Genomic DNA, 16,504 nt, shown 5'->3' with positions numbered 1-16,504 from the left:
GTCGCCGGCATGAACCTGGAGACCGACCCGTCTTCGGCGGGGTTCGACGCTGACCGTCTGAAGCGGATCGACCGGCTGTTCGACGCCTATGTGGACGACGGGCGGCTGCCCGGTTACCTCGCGGTGGTGAGCAGGCAGGGGCGGATCGTCCACGTCGCTTCCCACGGCAAGCGGGACGTCGAATCGGGTGCCCCCGTGGAACACGACACCATCTGGCGCATCTTCTCGATGACCAAGCCGATCACCTCGGTGGCGGCGATGACCTTCGTCGAAGAGGGCGTGATCGACCTCAACGACCCGATCTCCCGCTGGCTGCCGGAGTTCGCGGCGCCGCAGGTGTACGTGAAGGGCTCGGCGCTGAGCCCGCTGACGGTGCCCGCGACCGAGCCCATTCGCCTGTGGCACCTGCTCACCCACACCAGCGGCCTGACCTACGGCTTCCACCACACACACCCCATCGACACGATCTACCGCGCGGCGGGCTTCGAATGGGGCACTCCGCCCGGTCTGGACCTGGCCGCCTCGACCCGCGCCCTCGCCGAGTTCCCGCTCGTCTTCCAGCCGGGCAGCGAATGGAACTACTCGGTGTCCACGGACGTCCTCGGCCGCCTCGTGGAGGTGCTCGCGGGCAAGTCCTTGGACGAGGTCTTCGCGGAGCGGATCTTCGGGCCGCTGGGCATGACGGACACGGGCTTCTTCACCAAGGACACGGACCGGCTGGCGGCACTGTATGTCGCGCACCCGCGGACCAAGCTGCCCACCCGCAACGAGGCGTTCGGCTCTATCGGCGTTGCGCGCCCGGACTCGTTCTCGGGTGGCGGCGGGCTCGTGTCCACTGCCGCCGACTACCACCGCTTCACGCAGATGCTGCTGCGCGGCGGCGCTTTGGACGGTGCGCGGATCCTGGGGCCGCGGACGGTGTCGATGATGGCGAGCAACCACCTGCCGAGCCACGTCGACCTGGAGGCCTACGGTCGGCCGCTGTTCGCGGAGATGCCGTTCGACGGGTTCGGGTTCGGCCTGGGCTTCTCGGTGCTCGAGGACCCGGTGAAGGCGAAGACCCTGTCGAGCGCCGGTGAGTACGCGTGGGGCGGGGCCGCGTCGACCGCGTTCTGGGTGGATCCGGATGAGGATCTGACGGTGGCGTTCTACACGCAGCTGCTGCCGTCGAGTACGCATCCGATCCGGCAGCAGTTGCGGCAGTTGGTGTATCAGGCGCTGGTCGACTGACCGGCGTTCACTCGGAGAAATCCCACCGCGTGGCGCCGTGGGGTTCGGCTGTGGCGATGCCGAAGGCGGTGCGCAGGTCGAAGCGGTAGACGTACCAAGGCGGCGGACCCGCGCTCGGTGCGCTGTACGGCGCGGTGAAGGTGTCCCCGTCGGCGGTGACCGGCCAGCCGTTGGCGTGGTAGACGGCGGCGAGGTGGGCGACGGTGGCGGGGTCTGCCACGCGCGTCGCGGAGCCTTCCAGCGTCAAGTCGATGCCCTGCAAGCGAACGCCGACGCTGCAGGCCGCATTGGTTGCCAACAGACGCGACTTCAGGGTGCCCGGGCCGCTGGTGAAGTACAGCGCCTCGGAGTCCCACAGGGCGCCCACGCCGGCCGTGTGGGGGCGGCCGTCGGGGCGGACGGTGGTGAGGAAGAAGGTCAGGTCGACGCTCGCGGAGTCGCGGGCGAGCAGGTCGCGGGCGCGGCTCCAGGGGAGTTCGGCGTGGCCGTAGATGTCCAGGTTTCGGGTGCGGGTGGGTTCAGTCATGTCAACGCGTCGAACGGCGGCACCGAGAATCGACAGCCCTAAGCTGTGAGCTCGCCGACGATCTGCCCGCCGTACGCGGCGAGCGTCTTCTCGCGTTCGTCGTGCATCAGGTACAGGGCGAACTGGTTCACGCCCAGCTCCGCGAGCTCTTGCAGGCGCGCGATGTGCGCGGGGGCGGGCCCGAGCAGGCAGAACCGGTCGACGATCTCGTCCGGCACGAAGTCGGTGGACGGGTTGCCGGCGCGGCCGTGGTGGCTGTAGTCGTAGCCGGTGCGGGCGCGGATGTAGTCGGTGAGCTCGTGCGGCACCGGGCCGGAATCGCCGTAGCGCGCGACAAGGTCCGCGACGTGGTTGCCGACCATGCCACCGAACCAGCGCAGCTGCTCGCGCTGGTGGGCGAGGTCTTCGCCGACGTACGCGGGCGCGGCCAAGCAGATCGTGATGCCACCCGGGTCGCGCCCCGCGGCGCGCGCGGCCTCACGGACCGCGCCGATCGTCCAGCGCGCGATGGCCGGGTCGGCGCATTGCAGGATGAAGCCGTCGGCGTGCTCGCCCACGGTCTTCAGCGCCTTCGGCCCGTAGCCGGCCATCCACATCTCCAGCCGCCCGTTGCGGATCCACGGGATCCGCACGGCCGTGTCGTTCATCGTGACCTCGCGCCCCTCGGCGAGGTCGCGCACCACGCGCATGCAGTCGCGCACCGTGGCCAAAGTGGACGGTGGGTTGCCGACGACCCGGTGCGCCGAGTCGCCGCGGCCGATGCCGCACACCGTGCGGTTGCCGTACATGTCGTTGAGCGTGGCGAAGGTCGACGCCATCACCGACCAGTCGCGCGTGGCCGGCGAGGTGACCATCGGACCCACCACCAGCGACGACGTCTCCGCCAGGATCCGCGAGTAGATCACGAACGGTTCCTGCCACAGCACGCACGAGTCGAACGTCCAGCCGTACCGGAACCCCTGGTCCTCCGCGGCCTTCATCAGCCGCACGACGTCCGACGCCGGCGGGTCCGTCTGCAGCACGATCCCGAAATCCATCCGACCCTCAGCTCAAGTATTGGTTGAGTCCGCGCGACAGGAACTTCCCGTGCCCGGCCGAGCCGCTGAACCCGGCCGGCGACACCACGACCCGGCCCCGCGACAGGACAGTGTGGACCTTCCCGGCCAGCGAAAACCCTTCGTACGCCGAGTAATCCACATTCATGTGGTGCGTCGAAGCCGACAACGTCTGCGTCGCCGCGGGGTCGTAGATCACGATGTCCGCGTCCGACCCCGCCGCGATCACGCCCTTGCGCGGATACAGCCCGAACATCCGCGCCGGCGTCGCCGAGCACGTCTCGACCCAGCGGCCCAGCGTGATCTCGCCCGCGACCACGCCCTGGTGCAACAGGTCCATCCGGTGCTCGACGCCAGGCATCCCGTTGGGGATGGCGCGGAAGTCGTCGCGGCCGAGCTCCTTCTGGTCCTTGAAGCAGAACGGGCAGTGGTCCGTGGAAACCACCGACAGGTCGTTGGTCCGCAGCCCGCGCCACAGGTCCGCCTGGTGCGACTTGTCCCGCAACGGCGGCGACGCCACGAACTTCGCGCCCTCGAAACCCGGCCGCGCCAGGTCCTCGATCGACAGGTACAGGTACTGCGGGCACGTCTCGGCGAACACGTTCTGCCCGTCGCTGCGCGCCTCCGCCACGGCCGCAAGCGCTTGCGACGCCGAGAGGTGCACGATGTAGAGCGGGGCGCCCGTCACGGCCGCGAGCGTGATGGCCCGCGACGTCGCCTCGGCCTCCAGCTGCGGCGGCCGCGTGAGGCCGTGCTGCAACGGGTCGACGTTGCCGGACGCCACCGCCTGCGCGGCCAGCTGGTCGATCGCGATGCCGTTCTCCGCGTGCATCATGATCGTCGCGCCGATCTCACGCGCCTGCTGCATCGCGAGCAGGATCTCGCCGTCGGTCGAGTAGAACACGCCCGGGTAGGCCATGAACATCTTGAACGATCCGACGCCTGCGTCCACGCAGGACTGCATTTCCTTCAGTGTGGAGTCGTTCACGTCCGACATGATCATGTGGAACCCGTAGTCGATCGCGCAGTTGCCGTCGGCCTTCGAGTGCCACTTGTCCAGCGTGGACTGCAACGACGTGCCCTTGGCCTGCACGGCGAAGTCGATGATCGTGGTCGTCCCGCCCCACGCCGCGGCGGTGGTGCCGGTCTCGAACGTGTCCACCGAGTGCGTGCCGCCGAACGGCATCTCCATGTGCGTGTGCGCGTCGATCCCGCCGGGCAGCACGTATTTGCCGGTGGCGTCGATCGTCTCGTCGGCGCTGAGCACGCCGGGCGCGGCGACGGCGGCGATGCGCTCGCCGTCCACCAGCACGTCGGCGAGCACGGCGCCCGACGGCGAGACGACCTGGCCTCCCTTGATGAGCGTGGTCATCAGGCCTCCGTCAGCGGGCCGTAGCTGTCCGGGCGGCGGTCGCGGTAGAACGCCCACAGGTCACGCACCTCGGCGAGGTGGCCCATGTCGAGGTCGCGTACCACGATCTCCTCCTCGGTGTCCGAAGCGGCGTCGCCCACGAGCTGCCCGCGCGGGTCCGCGAAGTACGACTGGCCGTAGAAGTCGTTGTCGCCCAGGGGTTCCACGCCGACGCGGTTGATCGTGCCCACGTAGTACTCGTTCGCCACCGCGGCCGCCGGCTGCTCCAGTCGCCACAGGTACTCCGACAGGCCCCGGCTGGTCGCCGACGGGTTGAACACGATCTTCGCCCCCGCCAGGCCCAGCGCGCGCCAGCCCTCGGGGAAGTGGCGCTCGTAGCAGATGTAGACGCCGATACGGCCCACCGCCGTGTCGAACACCGGGTAGCCCATGTTCCCGGGCCGGAAGTAGAACTTCTCCCAGAACCCCTTCACCTGCGGGATGTGGTTCTTGCGGTGCTTGCCGAGGTACTTGCCGTCCGCGTCGATCACCGCCGCGGTGTTGTAGTAGACGCCCGGCTGCTCCTGCTCGTACATCGGCACCACCAGCACCACGCCGTGGCGCTCGGCCACTTCCTGCATGAGCTTCGTGGTCGGCCCGTCGGGGATGCCCTCGGTGTAGGAGTAGTAGTCGGCGTCCTGGATCTGGCAGAAGTACGGGCCGTAGAACAGCTCCTGCAGACACACGACCTGGGCGCCCTGCGAGGCCGCCTTGCCGATGGCGTCGACGGCGTTCGCGATCATCGAGTCCTTGTCACCCGTCCACCGCTGCTGGATCAATGCGGCTCGAACCAGGTCGCTCACTTGTCTCCTCCTTCTTCTTCGCAGGCAGGGCGAGCAGCACGTACACGAGGAATGCGCTGGCGAAGCCGATCGCCCAGTTGTAGTCGTAGAGCGGTTTGAGGAACGGGATGAGACCGTCCGCGGGGAACGGCCCGCCATAGGCTCCGCCGACGGCGAGCACCGCGCCCACCAGCGTCGCGACGAGGGCACGCCAGTTCCAGCCGCCGCGGAACCAGTAGATCCCGTCGCGGGTGTAGAGGTCGCGCAGCCGAAGCCGCGTCCGGTTGACCACCCAGTAGCCGGCCACGAGCACACCGGCGACGGCGCCGAGCAGGCCGCCGTAGAACCCGAGCCACGCGAAGATGTAGCTGCTCGGGTCGGAGTAGAGCCGCCACGGCTGGATCGCGATGCCGAGGATGCCCGTGATCAGGCCGCCGATCGCGAAGGTGATGCGCTTCGGGAAAGCGTTGGAGAAGTCGTAGGACGGGCTCACGACGTTGGCCGCCAGGTTCGCCGAGATCGTGGCCAGCACCAGCGCCACCAGCGCTACGACGACCACGACCGGGCTCGAGAAGCGGTCGGCGAGCTGCGCGGGGTCCCAGATGTCCTCGCCGTAGAGCACGTGCCCGCCCGACGTCGTGAGAATCGCAACGATCGCGATGAACGTCATCGTGGTCGGCAGGCCCAGGATCTGCCCGCGCACCTGCTTGCGCTGGCTGCCGCCGAAGCGCGTGAAGTCCGGCATGTTGAGCGAGAGGGTGGACCAGAACGCGATCATCGCCATGAGCGACGGCGCGAACACCTTCCAGAAGTCCGCGCCCCAGCCGAGCTTGCCGCCGTCTTCGAGGATCGGGCCGAGGCCACCGGCCTTGACGAGCACGTAGCCGAGCAGGATGAGGAACCCGACCGACACGAGCGGCGCCGTCCAATTCTCGAACTTGCGCACCGCATCCATGCCGCGCCAGATGATCAGCATCTGCACGATCCAGAACACGGCGAAGCTCAGCCACAGCGTCCAGTGCTGGCCCCACACCACCGTCGCGTCGCGCCAGCCGGAACCGGCCAGGCGCCCGATGATCACGTAGATCGCCTCGCCGCCCACCCACGTCTGGATGCCGAACCAGCCGCACGCGATGAACGCGCGCAGCAGCGCGGCCAGGTTCGCGCCGCGCAGGCCGTAGAACGCGCGGGCGAACACCGGGAACGGGATGCCGTACTTCGTGCCGGCGTGGCTGTTGAGCAGCATCGGCGCGAGCACCACGATGTTGCCGATGGTGATCGTGATGAGCGCCTGGACCCAGTTCATGCCGAGCGCGATGAGCGACGCGGCCAGGGCGTAGCTGGGGATGTTGTGCGCCATCCCCATCCAGAGCGCGAAGTAGTTGTACGTGGTCCAGGTGCGTTTGGCGACGGGGACGGGGGCCAGTTCCTCGTTGAAGAACCGGCTGACCGCGAGGGACCGCACATCGGCGAGGTCCACGCGGCCGTCGGCGTGTTCGCGTGTCGTCGGCTCCATTGCGGAATCCTGCGCGCCGGTCGAGGGCACGTGGCAGAGGCAGACTGTTCACTCTTCGCGTGCGCTCGGCGCAGACTGTCGATTGCGCTCCGCCGCCCGGCAGTGCATGACGTGCGTCACAATTTGCTCGTATCTTCGGTGCAAAGTGACCGAAACACGACGGGAGTTCTCCACAAGATCTCCACAGCTCGCCCGGATGGCCTCCACGCTGCTTCCCTAGAGTCAGCGGCATGGACAAAGGGGGACGGCGGGTGCTGGTCGTCGAGGACGACCTCACGATCGCCGCGTCGATCGCGGCCCGGCTGCGGGCCGAGGGGTTCACCGTGGACGTGGCCCACGACGGTCCGGCCGCGGTGGCGGCCGAAGCCGAGTTCGGCCCGGACCTCGTGGTGCTCGACGTGATGCTGCCGGGGTTCGACGGGCTCGAGGTCTGCCGCCGGATCCAGGCGCGGCGGCCGGTGCCGGTGCTCATGCTCACCGCGCGCGCCGACGAGACCGACCTGCTCGTGGGCCTCGGCGTGGGTGCCGACGACTACCTGACCAAGCCGTTCTCGATGCGCGTGCTCAGCGCCCGCGTGAGCGCGCTGCTCCGGCGGGTGGAACGGTCCGCGCAGGTCACGGCCCCGGAGCGGATCGTGCTGGGCGACCTGGAGATCGACATCGACCAGCGCCGGGTGGCCCGTGCCGGCGTGCCCGCGCAGCTCACGCCCATCGAGTTCGACCTGCTGGTGCACTTCGCGCGGCGGCCACGAGCGGTCCAGCCACGGGAACGGCTGCTCAGCGAGGTGTGGGACTGGGACGTGCCGACGGGCGGCGCCGGCACGCGCGCGGTCGACAGCCACATCAAGGCACTGCGGCGCAAGCTCGGCGCGGACCTCATCCGCACTGTCCACGGGGTCGGGTACGCGTTGGAGGTGCCGGCGTGAAGGCGCTGCTGTCGAAGGCCGTCGACTTCCTGCCGCGGCCGCTCGACCCGATCCGGTCGATCAAGCTCAAGCTGGCGATTCTCATGCTGGCCGCGGGGGCGATCGCGTTTCTCTTCTTCTGGTCCCGCATCGGCTGGCTGCCGCCCGCGACCACGATCACGGCCATGTTCATCGCGCTGGTCACGTCGCAGATCCTGGCCCACGGCATGACGCGGCCGCTGCGCGAGATGACCGCGGCGGCCCGCGCGATGGCGAAGGGTGACTACACGCGCCGCATCCGCGCGACGGCCCGCGACGAGGTCGGGTCGCTCGCCCAGGCGTTCAACCAGATGGCCGCCGACCTCGCGACCGCGGACCAGCAGCGGCGCGAGCTGATCGCGAACGTCTCGCACGAGCTGCGCACGCCCATCACCGCGTTGAGCGGCGTGCTGGAGAATCTCGTCGACGGCGTTTCCTCGCCCGACGCCGCGACGCTGCGCACGGCCCTGCACCAGAGCGAACGGCTGGGCCGGCTCGTCACCGAGCTGCTGGACCTCTCGCGCATCGACGCCGGCACGTTGTCGCTGGACCTTTCGCGTGTGGACCTGGAGGAGCTGCTGGCCGAGGTCGCCGCCGAGGCGGAGGCCATGGCCGCAGCGGCGGGGCGCGGCGTGCGCTTCGACGTGTCCGTGTCGCCCCCGGGTGCGTGTGTGCGGGTGGATCGCGAGCGGCTGTACCAGGTCGTGGTGAATCTGCTGGAGAACGCCGCCCGGCACGGTCCCGCGGGTGGTTCGGTGGAGGTCCGCGCCGTCGTGAACGCGGGGGAGACCCGCATCGAGGTCCGCGACGAAGGCCCCGGCATCCCCGCCGCCGACCGCGACCGCGTCTTCGAACGCTTCACCCGCGGTGAACGCGCCGGTGGCGGTGGGACCGGACTCGGCCTGGCCATTGCGCGCTGGGTTGTGGAGCTGCACGGCGGGACCATCGCCGTCGTCGAACCCCCGGCCGACGTCGTACCCGGCATGGCGCCGGGGTGCCGGATCCGCGTGACCTTGCCGACCTGATCTTCCTGGTGCGTCCCGGTGGGGGAGCTGCCACACTCGATGATTTGCCAACGCGAACACGGAGGCTGTTTCGTGACCGAGGAAAAGCCGAGACCGGCCCACGCGGTACCCCCGGAGAACGCGGTGGGTGGGGCAGGCGAGGGGGCTGCCCCACCCACCACGGACGCGGGCGGTGGCGTCGCCGTCGCCGAGCCGTTCACGCCGGTGCTGGTGCGGCCCGTGCCGAAGTCGGCGGTGGTGCCGATGGTGGCCGGGGTGTTGCCGGCCGTCGCGGTGGCCGGCGTGGTGACCGCGACGTTGGTGCCATTGGACCGGCCGGGGATCGGGTGGCTGCTGGCGGCGCTGGTGGTGACGGCGTTGATCGTGGTCGTGGATCGCCGCGCGCGGGCGGAGAAGAAGACCCGGCGGGCGAGCGTCGCATGGGCGGCGCTGGCGCTCGCGCTGGTGGCGGTCGGGGCGCTGCGGGCGTCGGAGTGGCTGTTCGGGCTGTGCGTCGTGGCCGCGTTGGTGGCCGGGTCGCTGGCGGTGGTGGGGCCGCGGTCGGTCAACTCGGCGCTCTACGACGCGCTCGCCGTGCCGCTGGAGGCGTTCCACGCGATCCCGTGGGTGGCGCGCGGGCTGAGGGGCCGGGGGACGCAGCGCGGCCGGGTGCTGGGGGCCACGCTCGGCGCGGCCGCGGTGCTGGCGGTGTTCCTGCCGTTGCTGACGAGCGCGGACGCGACGTTCGCGCACTTCGTCGGGGCGCTCGTGCCCGATCTGCGCGCGGATTCGGCCGTGCAGTGGGGATTCCTGTTCTGCGCCGGCGCGTTCGGCACGGCGGGGGCGTACCACGTGCTGGCCGCGCCACCGCGCCGGGCGATCGACGGCACCCGCAAAGCCCAGGGTGACAGTCTCCTGTGGACGGTCCCGCTCGTGACGCTGGTGGTGCTGTTCGCCGCCTACGTCGTGGTCCGGCTCGTGGAGTTGTTCGGTGGCACGGACTACGTGCTGCGCACCGGTGGCCTCACCTCGGCCGAATACGCTCGCGGCGGCTTCTGGCAGCTGTGCGCGTGCACGGTGCTCACCTTGGGCATCATCGCGCTGGCGTTGCGCTGGGCGCCGCGGGAGACGGCCGCGGAACGGTTGCGGCAGCGGGTGTTGCTCGGTGCGCTGGCGGCGCTGAGCCTCGTGCTCGTGGTGTCGGCGCTCAGTCGCATGTGGACGTACCAGCAGGCCTACGGCTTCACCGTGCTGCGGCTGCTCGTGGAGGTCTGCGAGCTCTGGCTCGGCTGCGTGTTTCTGCTCGTCGGGGCGGCGCTGGTCACCCTGCGCTCGTCCTGGTTGCCGCGCGCGGCCATCGCGACGGCCGCCGGCGCGCTGCTGGCCCTCGCCGTCGCGAACCCGGAAGCGCTCATCGCGGGCGCGAACATCGACCGCGCGCAGCACGGGAAATCGCTCGACCTGGCCTACCTGCGCGGGTTCTCCACCGACATCTTCCCCGTGGTCGCCGAACGGCTGCCGGACGCCGACTGCGTGCTGGGCCCGATGCTGCTGCGGCTGGACGACGACAGCTGGCCCGGCTGGAACCTCAGCCGGGCCAGGGCGCTCGACGTCGAGCTACCGCCGCCGGGACACTGCTAGAAGCCGACTGTGTTTCTAGAGGCCACTGTGTTTCTAGAAGCCACTGTGCTTCTAGAAGCCGAAGACGCCCGCGGTCTGGGCATCGGCCGCGCACTTGTTCGAGAACGTGGCGTGGAACGTGACGGGCTTGCCGTGCCACGTGCCGAAGGCGGCCGCGTCGACCGGCGAGTAGATCATCGTGCAGCGCTGCAGCCGCGGCTTGATGTGGGCGATGTCGCCGTCGACGCCCGTGAGGGTGGCACAGGCGGCGTCGGACTTGGGGTGGCTGCCGCCGGCCGGGTCGCAGGTGAGCGAAACCGAGCTGAGGCGGCCCGTCGTCTCGTGCAGGCTCAGCTGGAGCGTGGACGCGGGCAGCTGCGGGGCCGCGACACCACTGAGGCCGAGCACGCACGCGGCGATCGGAGCGAAGGAAGAAAACACCATACTTCGGCTATCGGCAGCCGGAAGCTGATCACTGTGCTGCACGTCCGGGTGAGTTTTCCTCCCCCGAAAGGGTGGGGTCACCGGTCAGGTCGTGGGCCAGGAGCGCGACGTAGAGCGACAACATCGACTCCGGGTCTTCCAGCCGCACGCCGAGGACCTGCTCGATCCGCGCGAGCTGCTGGTAGTACGCCGTGCGCGAGGTGTGAGCCGCGACGGCCGCCGCCGACTTGTTGCCGCCGTGGGCGCAGTAGTGCCGCAGCGCCTGCACCAGCCGGCTGCCCGAAGCGGCGTCGCGCTGCAGCAGCGGCCCCAGCTCGCGCGCGGCGAAGGACGTCACGCGCTCGTCGTCGGCCAGCAGGTGCAGCAGGCCGCGCAGCCGCACGTCGCGCAGCCGGTGCAGCGGCCGTTCGGTTTCTTCGCTCAACGCGGCCGCGGCCACCTGCGCGGCCTCGACCAGCGTCCGCCGGGCCTCGGCGGGCCCCGTCACGGTCGTGCCGACGGCGAGCACGGCGGGCGCGCTCGCGCGGGCCTCGTGGATGTCGGCGGCCAGCCGCTGCAGCACGGCGTCGGCATGCGCCTCGGGCGAAAGGGCGAGCAAGGCCCGTACGCCCGTCTCGTCGGTCGCGACGAGCGCCGACACCTTCGCCCGCCGCGCGGCCAGCGCCGTCGCCTCGGCCAGCTCCCGCAGCAGCAGCGGCGTCGACAGTGCCTGCCGCGTGGTGGCGGTGATGCGCGGGCGCACCGCGAGGCCGATCAGGCGCCGCCCGGTCAGCGGCACGGCCAGCGCCGACGCCCGCGCGAGCAGTTCCACCGACGGCGCCGGCGAAGCCAGCAGTTCCGTGACCACCGCCCGGTGGGCCAGGCGTTCCAGCGTGTCGGAGTCGCGGGCCACCAGCCGGTGCACGGCCAGCGCCGATGCCGCGCGTTCGGCCACCACGCGGTGGCGGTGCGGCGGCGGTTCCGCGCAGACGAGCACCAGCCGGCCCCAGTCGTGGCCGCGGGCGCCGACCACAGTCACGAGCCAGCCCGCGTTCGCGTGGTAACCCGTGCGTTCACCGAGCTGAACCACGCGCGAGCGCGCCGGCCAGCCCGTGAGCAGCTCGGCGGGATCCGTGCCGGCCGCGTCGTAGGCGAGCACCTCGTGAGCCAGCGTCTCCAGCACCACCGGCTGCTCGGTCAGCCGCGTGACCTCGCCGAGCACCACCCCGGGCTCCGCGCCCGCGACGGTGAGCGCGGTGAACGTCTCGTGCACCCGCTCGGCCGCGCGCAGCTCGGCCACCTGCGCGTCGACGATCAGCCCGTTCACGGCCTCGGTCACGGCGACGTAGCGGGTCTCGCGGGAGAGCGTGATCAGCGGCAGGCCGCGGTGCTCGGCCGCCTCGACCAGGGCGTTCGGCAGGCGGTCGCTCCAATGCCGGACCAGCTCCACCACCACGCCCGAGACGCCGACCTCGGCGAGGTCCGCGACGTAACGGGCGAGCGACGGGCCGTCGTCCGGCAGCGCGACGCCGGTGGTGAGCACCAGCTCGCCGCCGCGCAGGAGGTGGGCGATGTCGGCGACCTCGGCCACGTGCGCCCAGCGCACCGGCCGGTCGAGCCCCGCGCTGCCCGCCACGACGTGCGGCCGGCCCTGGCGCAGGGCCGGTAGCGCGAGCACCTCGGACACGGTCGGGTACATCCGGTTCTCGCCCCTCTTTCGCACACCGGCAGGCACAGACTGTACGGCCGGGCGCGGGACTCCGTACACGTTGCCGATGGCGTCCGCGTGGCGCGCGAGCCGAGACTCGGGAGAGACAAGTGCCCCCCGACGCGAGGAGCCGACGCTGTGACCGACCGCATCAGCCACTGGATCGACGGCAAGCCGTACACCGGCGTGGCCGGGCGCACCGGCGACGTGTACGACCCCGCGACCGGCGAGGTCCGGGCGAAGGTGGACTTCGCGGGCCAGGCCGAGGTCGACCAGGCGGTGGCGGCTGCCGCGGCCGCGTTGCCGGGATGGCGCGGCACGTCGCTGGCCGGGCGCACGCGCGTGCTGTTCGCGTTCCGCGAGCTGCTGTCGGCGCGCAAGCACGACCTGGCGAAGATCATCACGAGCGAACACGGCAAGGTCGAGTCCGACGCGGCCGGCGAGATCGCGCGGGCCATCGAGAACGTCGAGTACGCGTGCGGCGCCGCGCAGCTGCTGAAGGGCGGCTTCAGCGAGAACGCCTCCACCGGCGTGGATGTGTATTCGATCGCGCAGCCGCTGGGCGTGGTCGGGGTGATCTCGCCGTTCAACTTCCCCGCGATGGTGCCGCTGTGGTTCGTGCCCAACGCGCTCGCGTGCGGCAACACCGTGGTGCTCAAGCCGAGCGAGAAGGACCCGTCGGCGGCGCTGTTCATCGCGGAGTTGCTCGCCGAGGCCGGGTTGCCCGCAGGCGCGCTCAACGTGCTGCACGGCGACAAGGCCGCGGTCGACGGGCTGCTGGAACACCGCGACGTCAAGGCGATCTCGTTCGTCGGCTCCACCCCGATCGCGCGCTACGTCTATGAGACGGGCACCCGCCACGGCAAGCGCGTGCAGGCGCTCGGCGGGGCGAAGAACCACATGGTCGTGCTGCCCGACGCCGACCTCGACCTCGCCGCCGACGCCGCGGTGTCGGCGGGATTCGGGTCCGCGGGGGAGCGGTGCATGGCGGTGTCGGTGGTGGTGGCCGTCGACCCGGTCGGCGACGAGCTGGTCGCGAAGATCACCGAGCGGATGACCCGGCTGCGCGTCGGCGACGGCCGCGAACCCGAGTCGGAGATGGGTCCCCTCGTGACGAAGGCGCACCACCAGCGCGTGACGTCCTATGTGGACGCCGGTGTCGCCGAGGGCGCGGAGCTCGTGGTGGACGGCCGGGGGATCGAGATCGCGGGGGACGGGTTCTGGCTCGGCCCGACGTTGTTCGACCGCGTCGGACCCGGGATGTCGGTCTACACCGACGAGATCTTCGGCCCTGTGCTGTCGGTGGCGCGCGCGACGAGCTTCGACGACGCGCTCGGCCTGGTCAACGCCAGCCCGTACGGCAACGGCACCGCGATCTTCACCGGCGACGGCGCGGCCGCGCGGCGCTACCAGAACGAGGTGGAGGTGGGCATGGTCGGCGTGAACGTGCCCATCCCGGTGCCGGTCGGGTACTACTCGTTCGGCGGCTGGAAGGACTCGCTCTTCGGCGACACCCACGCGTACGGGCCCGAGGGCTTCCACTTTTTCACGCGCACCAAGGTGGTCACCTCGCGCTGGCCGGACACCTCGCACGCCGGGGTGAACCTGGGCTTCCCGAAGAACACCTGATCTCCTGGTCCGGGGCAGCTTCGCGGGGTGCTGCACCCGGGCCAGGTTGGCGGGCTCGCCGGAACGGGCGTAAAGTGAACTGTACGTTCAGTTCACTTTTGAAGGAGAACGTTCCATGTCAGCACAGCCCGCGAAGTCGTCCGGCACGTTCGCGATCGGCGGGGACCTGCCCGTCGTGCGGCTCGGGTTCGGCGCGATGCAGCTGCCCGGCCCCGGCGTGTGGGGCGAGTCGCGTGACCCGGAGGGGGCCGTGCGCGTGCTGCGCAGGGCCGTCGAGCTCGGGGTCAACCTCATCGACACCGCCGACTCCTACGGCCCGTTCGTGGCCGACCTGCTCATCCGCGAGGCCCTGCACCCGTACGCCGACGACCTGGTGATCGCCACCAAGGCCGGTTTCACGCGGCAGGGGCCGAACCAGTGGATCCCCGTCGGACGGCCCGAGTTCCTGCGCCAGCAGGTGGAGCTGAACCTGCGCCACCTCGGCCTCGAGCGCATCGACCTGCTGCAGCTGCACCGCATCGACCCGAAGGTGCCCGTCGCGGACCAGGTCGGGGAGCTCGCCACGCTGCAGTCGGAGGGGAAGATCCGGCACATCGGCCTGTCGGAGGTCTCGGTCGAGGATCTCGTCGAGGCCCAGAAGACGGCCACGATCGTCTCGGTGCAGAACCGCTTCAACCTGGCCGACCGCTACTCGGAGCCGCTGCTGGACCACGTGACCGCCGCGGGTATCGCGTTCATCCCGTGGTTCCCGTTGGCCACGGGTTCGCTGGCGGGTCCGGACAGCCCGCTTTCGCAGGTGTCGAAGGAGCATGGCGCGTCGCCTTCGCAGCTCGCGCTGGCGTGGCTGCTCAAGCGTTCGCCGGTGATGCTGCCGATCCCGGGCACCTCCAGCGTCGAGCACCTCGAGGACAACGTGGCGGCGGCCGAGATCGAGCTGACCGACGACGAGTTCGCAGCGCTGAGCGCGGCGGCTTCTCGGTGAGCGTCTGGTTCGTCACCGGCGCGTCGCGGGGTTTCGGCCTCGAGATCGCGCGGGCGGCGCTGGAGCGCGGTGACCAGGTGGTGGCCACCGCGCGCCAGGCGTCGGCCGTGGAGAAGGAGTTCCCCGGCGATCCCTCGGTTTTGGCGGTGGAGCTCGACGTCACCGACTCTGCTCAGGCGTCGGAAGCCGTCGGGGCGGCGCTCGACCGGTTCGGGCGCATCGACGTGCTGGTGAACAACGCCGGCCGCGGGCTGCTCGGCGCGGTGGAGGAGGCGTCGGATGCCGCGGTGCGCGCCGTGTTCGACGCCAACGTCTTCGGCCTGCTCGCGGTGACGCGCGCGGTGCTGCCGGTGTTGCGGCGCCAGCGTTCGGGGCACGTGGTGAACATCAGCTCGGTCGGCGGCTTCACGACCGGCCCGGGCTGGGGCGTGTACGGCGCGACGAAGTTCGCCGTCGAGGCGCTTTCCGAGGCACTGCACGGGGAACTGGCGCCGCTCGGCGTGCACGTGACGGTCGTCGAGCCGGGCTTCTTCCGCACGGACTTCCTCGACGCGTCGAGCCTGCACCGGGCGGACGAGGAGATCGCCGACTACGCCACCACCGCCGGCTCCATGCGCGCCGCGGCCGATTCCCGCAACCACGCCCAGCCTGGCGACCCGCGCAAGGCGGCGTCGGCGATCGTTTCTGTCGTGGCTTCTCCTTCGCCGCCGCTGCGGATCCAGCTGGGCGCCGACTCCGTGGCCCGCGTCGAAGCGAAACTGGACTTCGTCCGGGATGAACTTTCCCGCTGGCGCGAGCTTTCGGTGTCGACAGACCATGGCTGAGCCGGTGCTCTCGCCTCGCAGCGCGCGCGCCCACACGTGCGCGCTCGAGGCGGCGCGCGCCCTGCTCGCCGAGGGCGGCCTCCCGGCCGCCACGGTCGACGCCATCAGCGCCCGGTCCGGGGTCAGCAAGGCGACGTTGTACAAGCACTGGCCCAGCCGCACGGCTCTGGCCGCGGAAGCATTCGGCCGGGAGATGGCAGATGCCCTGCCGCTGCCGTCTTCGGGCGACCCGCGAGCCGACTTGGTCGAGCAAGTGCGGCGGGTCAGTGCTTTCTACGCGGGTTCGAAGGGGGAGGTCTTCGCGCAGCTGCTGGCCGCGTGCGTCACCGACCCTCCGGCCGCCCCGTTTTTTCGGGAGTTCTTTTTGGACGGTCGGAGGGCGGCTATTTCTGTTTTGTGGCAACGCTTGGTGGCCGCAGGTCTGGCTTCCCCGTCGGTTTCTGCGGAAACGGCCACGGACATCCTCTTCGGCCCCTTGATCTTCCGCCGCCTCACCGGACACGCGCCGCTGACCGAATCGGAAGCGGACGCCCTCTCGTCGGCGGCCTTGGAGGGCCTGCTCAGGCGGGAATGACGTTGACGATCTGCTTGCGGTGGGGGATGAGGACGATCGCCTTGTCCTCGTCGGGCCGGATTCGTGCGTGGAGGGTGCTAGGCAAGATCGGGCGCCGGTAGAGGCAGTACCGGGCACACAACGCCATGCCGACCCCGATCGCCACCGCGGCGACGATGATGTCGGTGGTGCCGTAGGGCAGCGTGGCCAATGCGAAGGCGCCGAACACGAATACGATCACCACGAGCCAGAAGGCGATGTTGACGATCTGCCGGTTCTGGGCCGATGCAGTCGGCC

Annotated in this window: 16 protein-coding genes; 8 read left to right on the top strand and 8 right to left on the bottom strand. The window is 70.6% G+C overall.

From position 1 onward, the window contains the following. Positions 1–9: 9 nt before the first annotated feature. Positions 10–1,230 carry a serine hydrolase domain-containing protein gene (locus AB0M56_RS09675; RefSeq protein WP_364172941.1) on the top strand — a complete coding sequence of 407 codons (1,221 nt, stop codon included), beginning with the start codon at positions 10–12 and terminating at the stop codon, positions 1,228–1,230. Positions 1,231–1,237: 7 nt separating this feature from the next. Here the strand turns inward: AB0M56_RS09675 and AB0M56_RS09670 are convergent, their stop codons facing one another. Genes AB0M56_RS09670 through AB0M56_RS09650 form a run of 5 tightly spaced genes read right to left on the bottom strand, consistent with a single transcriptional unit; the run spans position 1,238 to position 6,520 of the window. Then, entirely contained in the window at positions 1,238–1,756 is a 519-nt protein-coding gene (locus AB0M56_RS09670) for a pyridoxamine 5'-phosphate oxidase family protein (protein ID WP_364172939.1), read from the bottom strand. A 38-nt stretch (positions 1,757–1,794) separates the two neighbouring features. Then, on the bottom strand, positions 1,795–2,793 hold the full coding sequence (locus AB0M56_RS09665) for a TIGR03842 family LLM class F420-dependent oxidoreductase (RefSeq protein ID WP_364172937.1): 999 nt from the start codon (positions 2,791–2,793) through the stop codon (positions 1,795–1,797). A gap of 7 nt (positions 2,794–2,800) precedes the next feature. Further along, positions 2,801–4,183 carry a dihydropyrimidinase gene (gene hydA, locus AB0M56_RS09660; RefSeq protein WP_364172934.1) on the bottom strand — a complete coding sequence of 461 codons (1,383 nt, stop codon included), beginning with the start codon at positions 4,181–4,183 and terminating at the stop codon, positions 2,801–2,803. Further along, positions 4,183–5,025 (bottom strand): nitrilase-related carbon-nitrogen hydrolase, encoded by an 843-nt coding sequence (locus tag AB0M56_RS09655; RefSeq protein WP_364172932.1) that lies wholly within the window; start codon positions 5,023–5,025, stop codon positions 4,183–4,185. The genes hydA and AB0M56_RS09655 overlap by 1 nt, the downstream gene beginning before the upstream one ends. Continuing rightward, on the bottom strand, positions 4,976–6,520 hold the full coding sequence (locus tag AB0M56_RS09650) for an NCS1 family nucleobase:cation symporter-1 (protein ID WP_364172929.1): 1,545 nt from the start codon (positions 6,518–6,520) through the stop codon (positions 4,976–4,978). The genes AB0M56_RS09655 and AB0M56_RS09650 overlap by 50 nt, the downstream gene beginning before the upstream one ends. Before the next feature lie 230 nt (positions 6,521–6,750). Between AB0M56_RS09650 and AB0M56_RS09645 the strand changes: the two genes are divergently transcribed. The 3 genes from AB0M56_RS09645 (at position 6,751) to AB0M56_RS09635 (ending at position 10,109) form a co-directional block, all read left to right on the top strand. After that, positions 6,751–7,446, top strand: coding sequence for a response regulator transcription factor (locus AB0M56_RS09645; RefSeq protein ID WP_364172926.1), 696 nt, complete (start codon positions 6,751–6,753; stop codon positions 7,444–7,446). After that, positions 7,443–8,489 (top strand): HAMP domain-containing sensor histidine kinase, encoded by a 1,047-nt coding sequence (locus AB0M56_RS09640; protein WP_364172924.1) that lies wholly within the window; start codon positions 7,443–7,445, stop codon positions 8,487–8,489. Before AB0M56_RS09645 ends, AB0M56_RS09640 begins: the two co-directional genes overlap by 4 nt. A 72-nt stretch (positions 8,490–8,561) precedes the next feature. Further along, complete coding sequence (locus AB0M56_RS09635; protein WP_364172921.1) at positions 8,562–10,109, top strand: DUF4173 domain-containing protein; 1,548 nt, start codon at positions 8,562–8,564, stop codon at positions 10,107–10,109. A 51-nt stretch (positions 10,110–10,160) separates the two neighbouring features. Here AB0M56_RS09635 and AB0M56_RS09630 read toward each other — a convergent pair whose 3' ends face one another. Then, a complete protein-coding gene (locus AB0M56_RS09630) occupies positions 10,161–10,532 on the bottom strand; it encodes an SSI family serine proteinase inhibitor (protein ID WP_364066719.1) in 372 nt (123 codons plus the stop codon). A gap of 28 nt (positions 10,533–10,560) precedes the next feature. Next, positions 10,561–12,210: a PucR family transcriptional regulator ligand-binding domain-containing protein gene (locus tag AB0M56_RS09625; RefSeq protein WP_364172919.1), complete on the bottom strand. Its 1,650-nt coding sequence runs from the start codon at positions 12,208–12,210 to the stop codon at positions 10,561–10,563. A 147-nt stretch (positions 12,211–12,357) separates the two neighbouring features. Here AB0M56_RS09625 and AB0M56_RS09620 point away from each other — a divergent pair, with 147 nt between their 5' ends. From AB0M56_RS09620 to AB0M56_RS09605, 4 genes are all read left to right on the top strand, one after another. Continuing rightward, positions 12,358–13,848, top strand: coding sequence for a CoA-acylating methylmalonate-semialdehyde dehydrogenase (locus tag AB0M56_RS09620; RefSeq protein ID WP_364172916.1), 1,491 nt, complete (start codon positions 12,358–12,360; stop codon positions 13,846–13,848). A 115-nt stretch (positions 13,849–13,963) separates the two neighbouring features. Beyond that, positions 13,964–14,830, top strand: coding sequence for an aldo/keto reductase (locus tag AB0M56_RS09615; RefSeq protein WP_364172913.1), 867 nt, complete (start codon positions 13,964–13,966; stop codon positions 14,828–14,830). Continuing rightward, positions 14,827–15,654, top strand: coding sequence for an oxidoreductase (locus tag AB0M56_RS09610; protein WP_364172910.1), 828 nt, complete (start codon positions 14,827–14,829; stop codon positions 15,652–15,654). The genes AB0M56_RS09615 and AB0M56_RS09610 overlap by 4 nt, the downstream gene beginning before the upstream one ends. Further along, positions 15,647–16,228 carry a TetR/AcrR family transcriptional regulator gene (locus tag AB0M56_RS09605; RefSeq protein WP_364172907.1) on the top strand — a complete coding sequence of 194 codons (582 nt, stop codon included), beginning with the start codon at positions 15,647–15,649 and terminating at the stop codon, positions 16,226–16,228. Before AB0M56_RS09610 ends, AB0M56_RS09605 begins: the two co-directional genes overlap by 8 nt. Here the strand turns inward: AB0M56_RS09605 and AB0M56_RS09600 are convergent. Further along, positions 16,215–16,451: a hypothetical protein gene (locus AB0M56_RS09600; protein ID WP_364172904.1), complete on the bottom strand. Its 237-nt coding sequence runs from the start codon at positions 16,449–16,451 to the stop codon at positions 16,215–16,217. The genes AB0M56_RS09605 and AB0M56_RS09600 overlap by 14 nt on opposite strands. Positions 16,452–16,504: the final 53 nt, after the last annotated feature.

This window comes from Amycolatopsis sp. NPDC051372 (assembly GCF_040682095.1).
Taxonomy (GTDB): Bacteria; Actinomycetota; Actinomycetes; order Mycobacteriales; family Pseudonocardiaceae; genus Amycolatopsis.
Note: the sequence above shows the minus strand (reverse complement) of the source record. Positions and strands in the feature narration are given on the sequence as shown.

Coding starts and splice junctions, on each gene's coding strand:
- AB0M56_RS09675 (WP_364172941.1), top strand. CDS start 10: ATGAACCTGGAGACCGACCCGTCTTCGGCGGGGTTCGACGCTGACCGT.
- AB0M56_RS09670 (WP_364172939.1), bottom strand. CDS start 1,756: ATGACTGAACCCACCCGCACCCGAAACCTGGACATCTACGGCCACGCC.
- AB0M56_RS09665 (WP_364172937.1), bottom strand. CDS start 2,793: ATGGATTTCGGGATCGTGCTGCAGACGGACCCGCCGGCGTCGGACGTC.
- hydA (WP_364172934.1), bottom strand. CDS start 4,183: ATGACCACGCTCATCAAGGGAGGCCAGGTCGTCTCGCCGTCGGGCGCC.
- AB0M56_RS09650 (WP_364172929.1), bottom strand. CDS start 6,520: ATGGAGCCGACGACACGCGAACACGCCGACGGCCGCGTGGACCTCGCC.
- AB0M56_RS09645 (WP_364172926.1), top strand. CDS start 6,751: ATGGACAAAGGGGGACGGCGGGTGCTGGTCGTCGAGGACGACCTCACG.
- AB0M56_RS09630 (WP_364066719.1), bottom strand. CDS start 10,532: ATGGTGTTTTCTTCCTTCGCTCCGATCGCCGCGTGCGTGCTCGGCCTC.
- AB0M56_RS09625 (WP_364172919.1), bottom strand. CDS start 12,210: ATGTACCCGACCGTGTCCGAGGTGCTCGCGCTACCGGCCCTGCGCCAG.
- AB0M56_RS09615 (WP_364172913.1), top strand. CDS start 13,964: ATGTCAGCACAGCCCGCGAAGTCGTCCGGCACGTTCGCGATCGGCGGG.
- AB0M56_RS09605 (WP_364172907.1), top strand. CDS start 15,647: ATGGCTGAGCCGGTGCTCTCGCCTCGCAGCGCGCGCGCCCACACGTGC.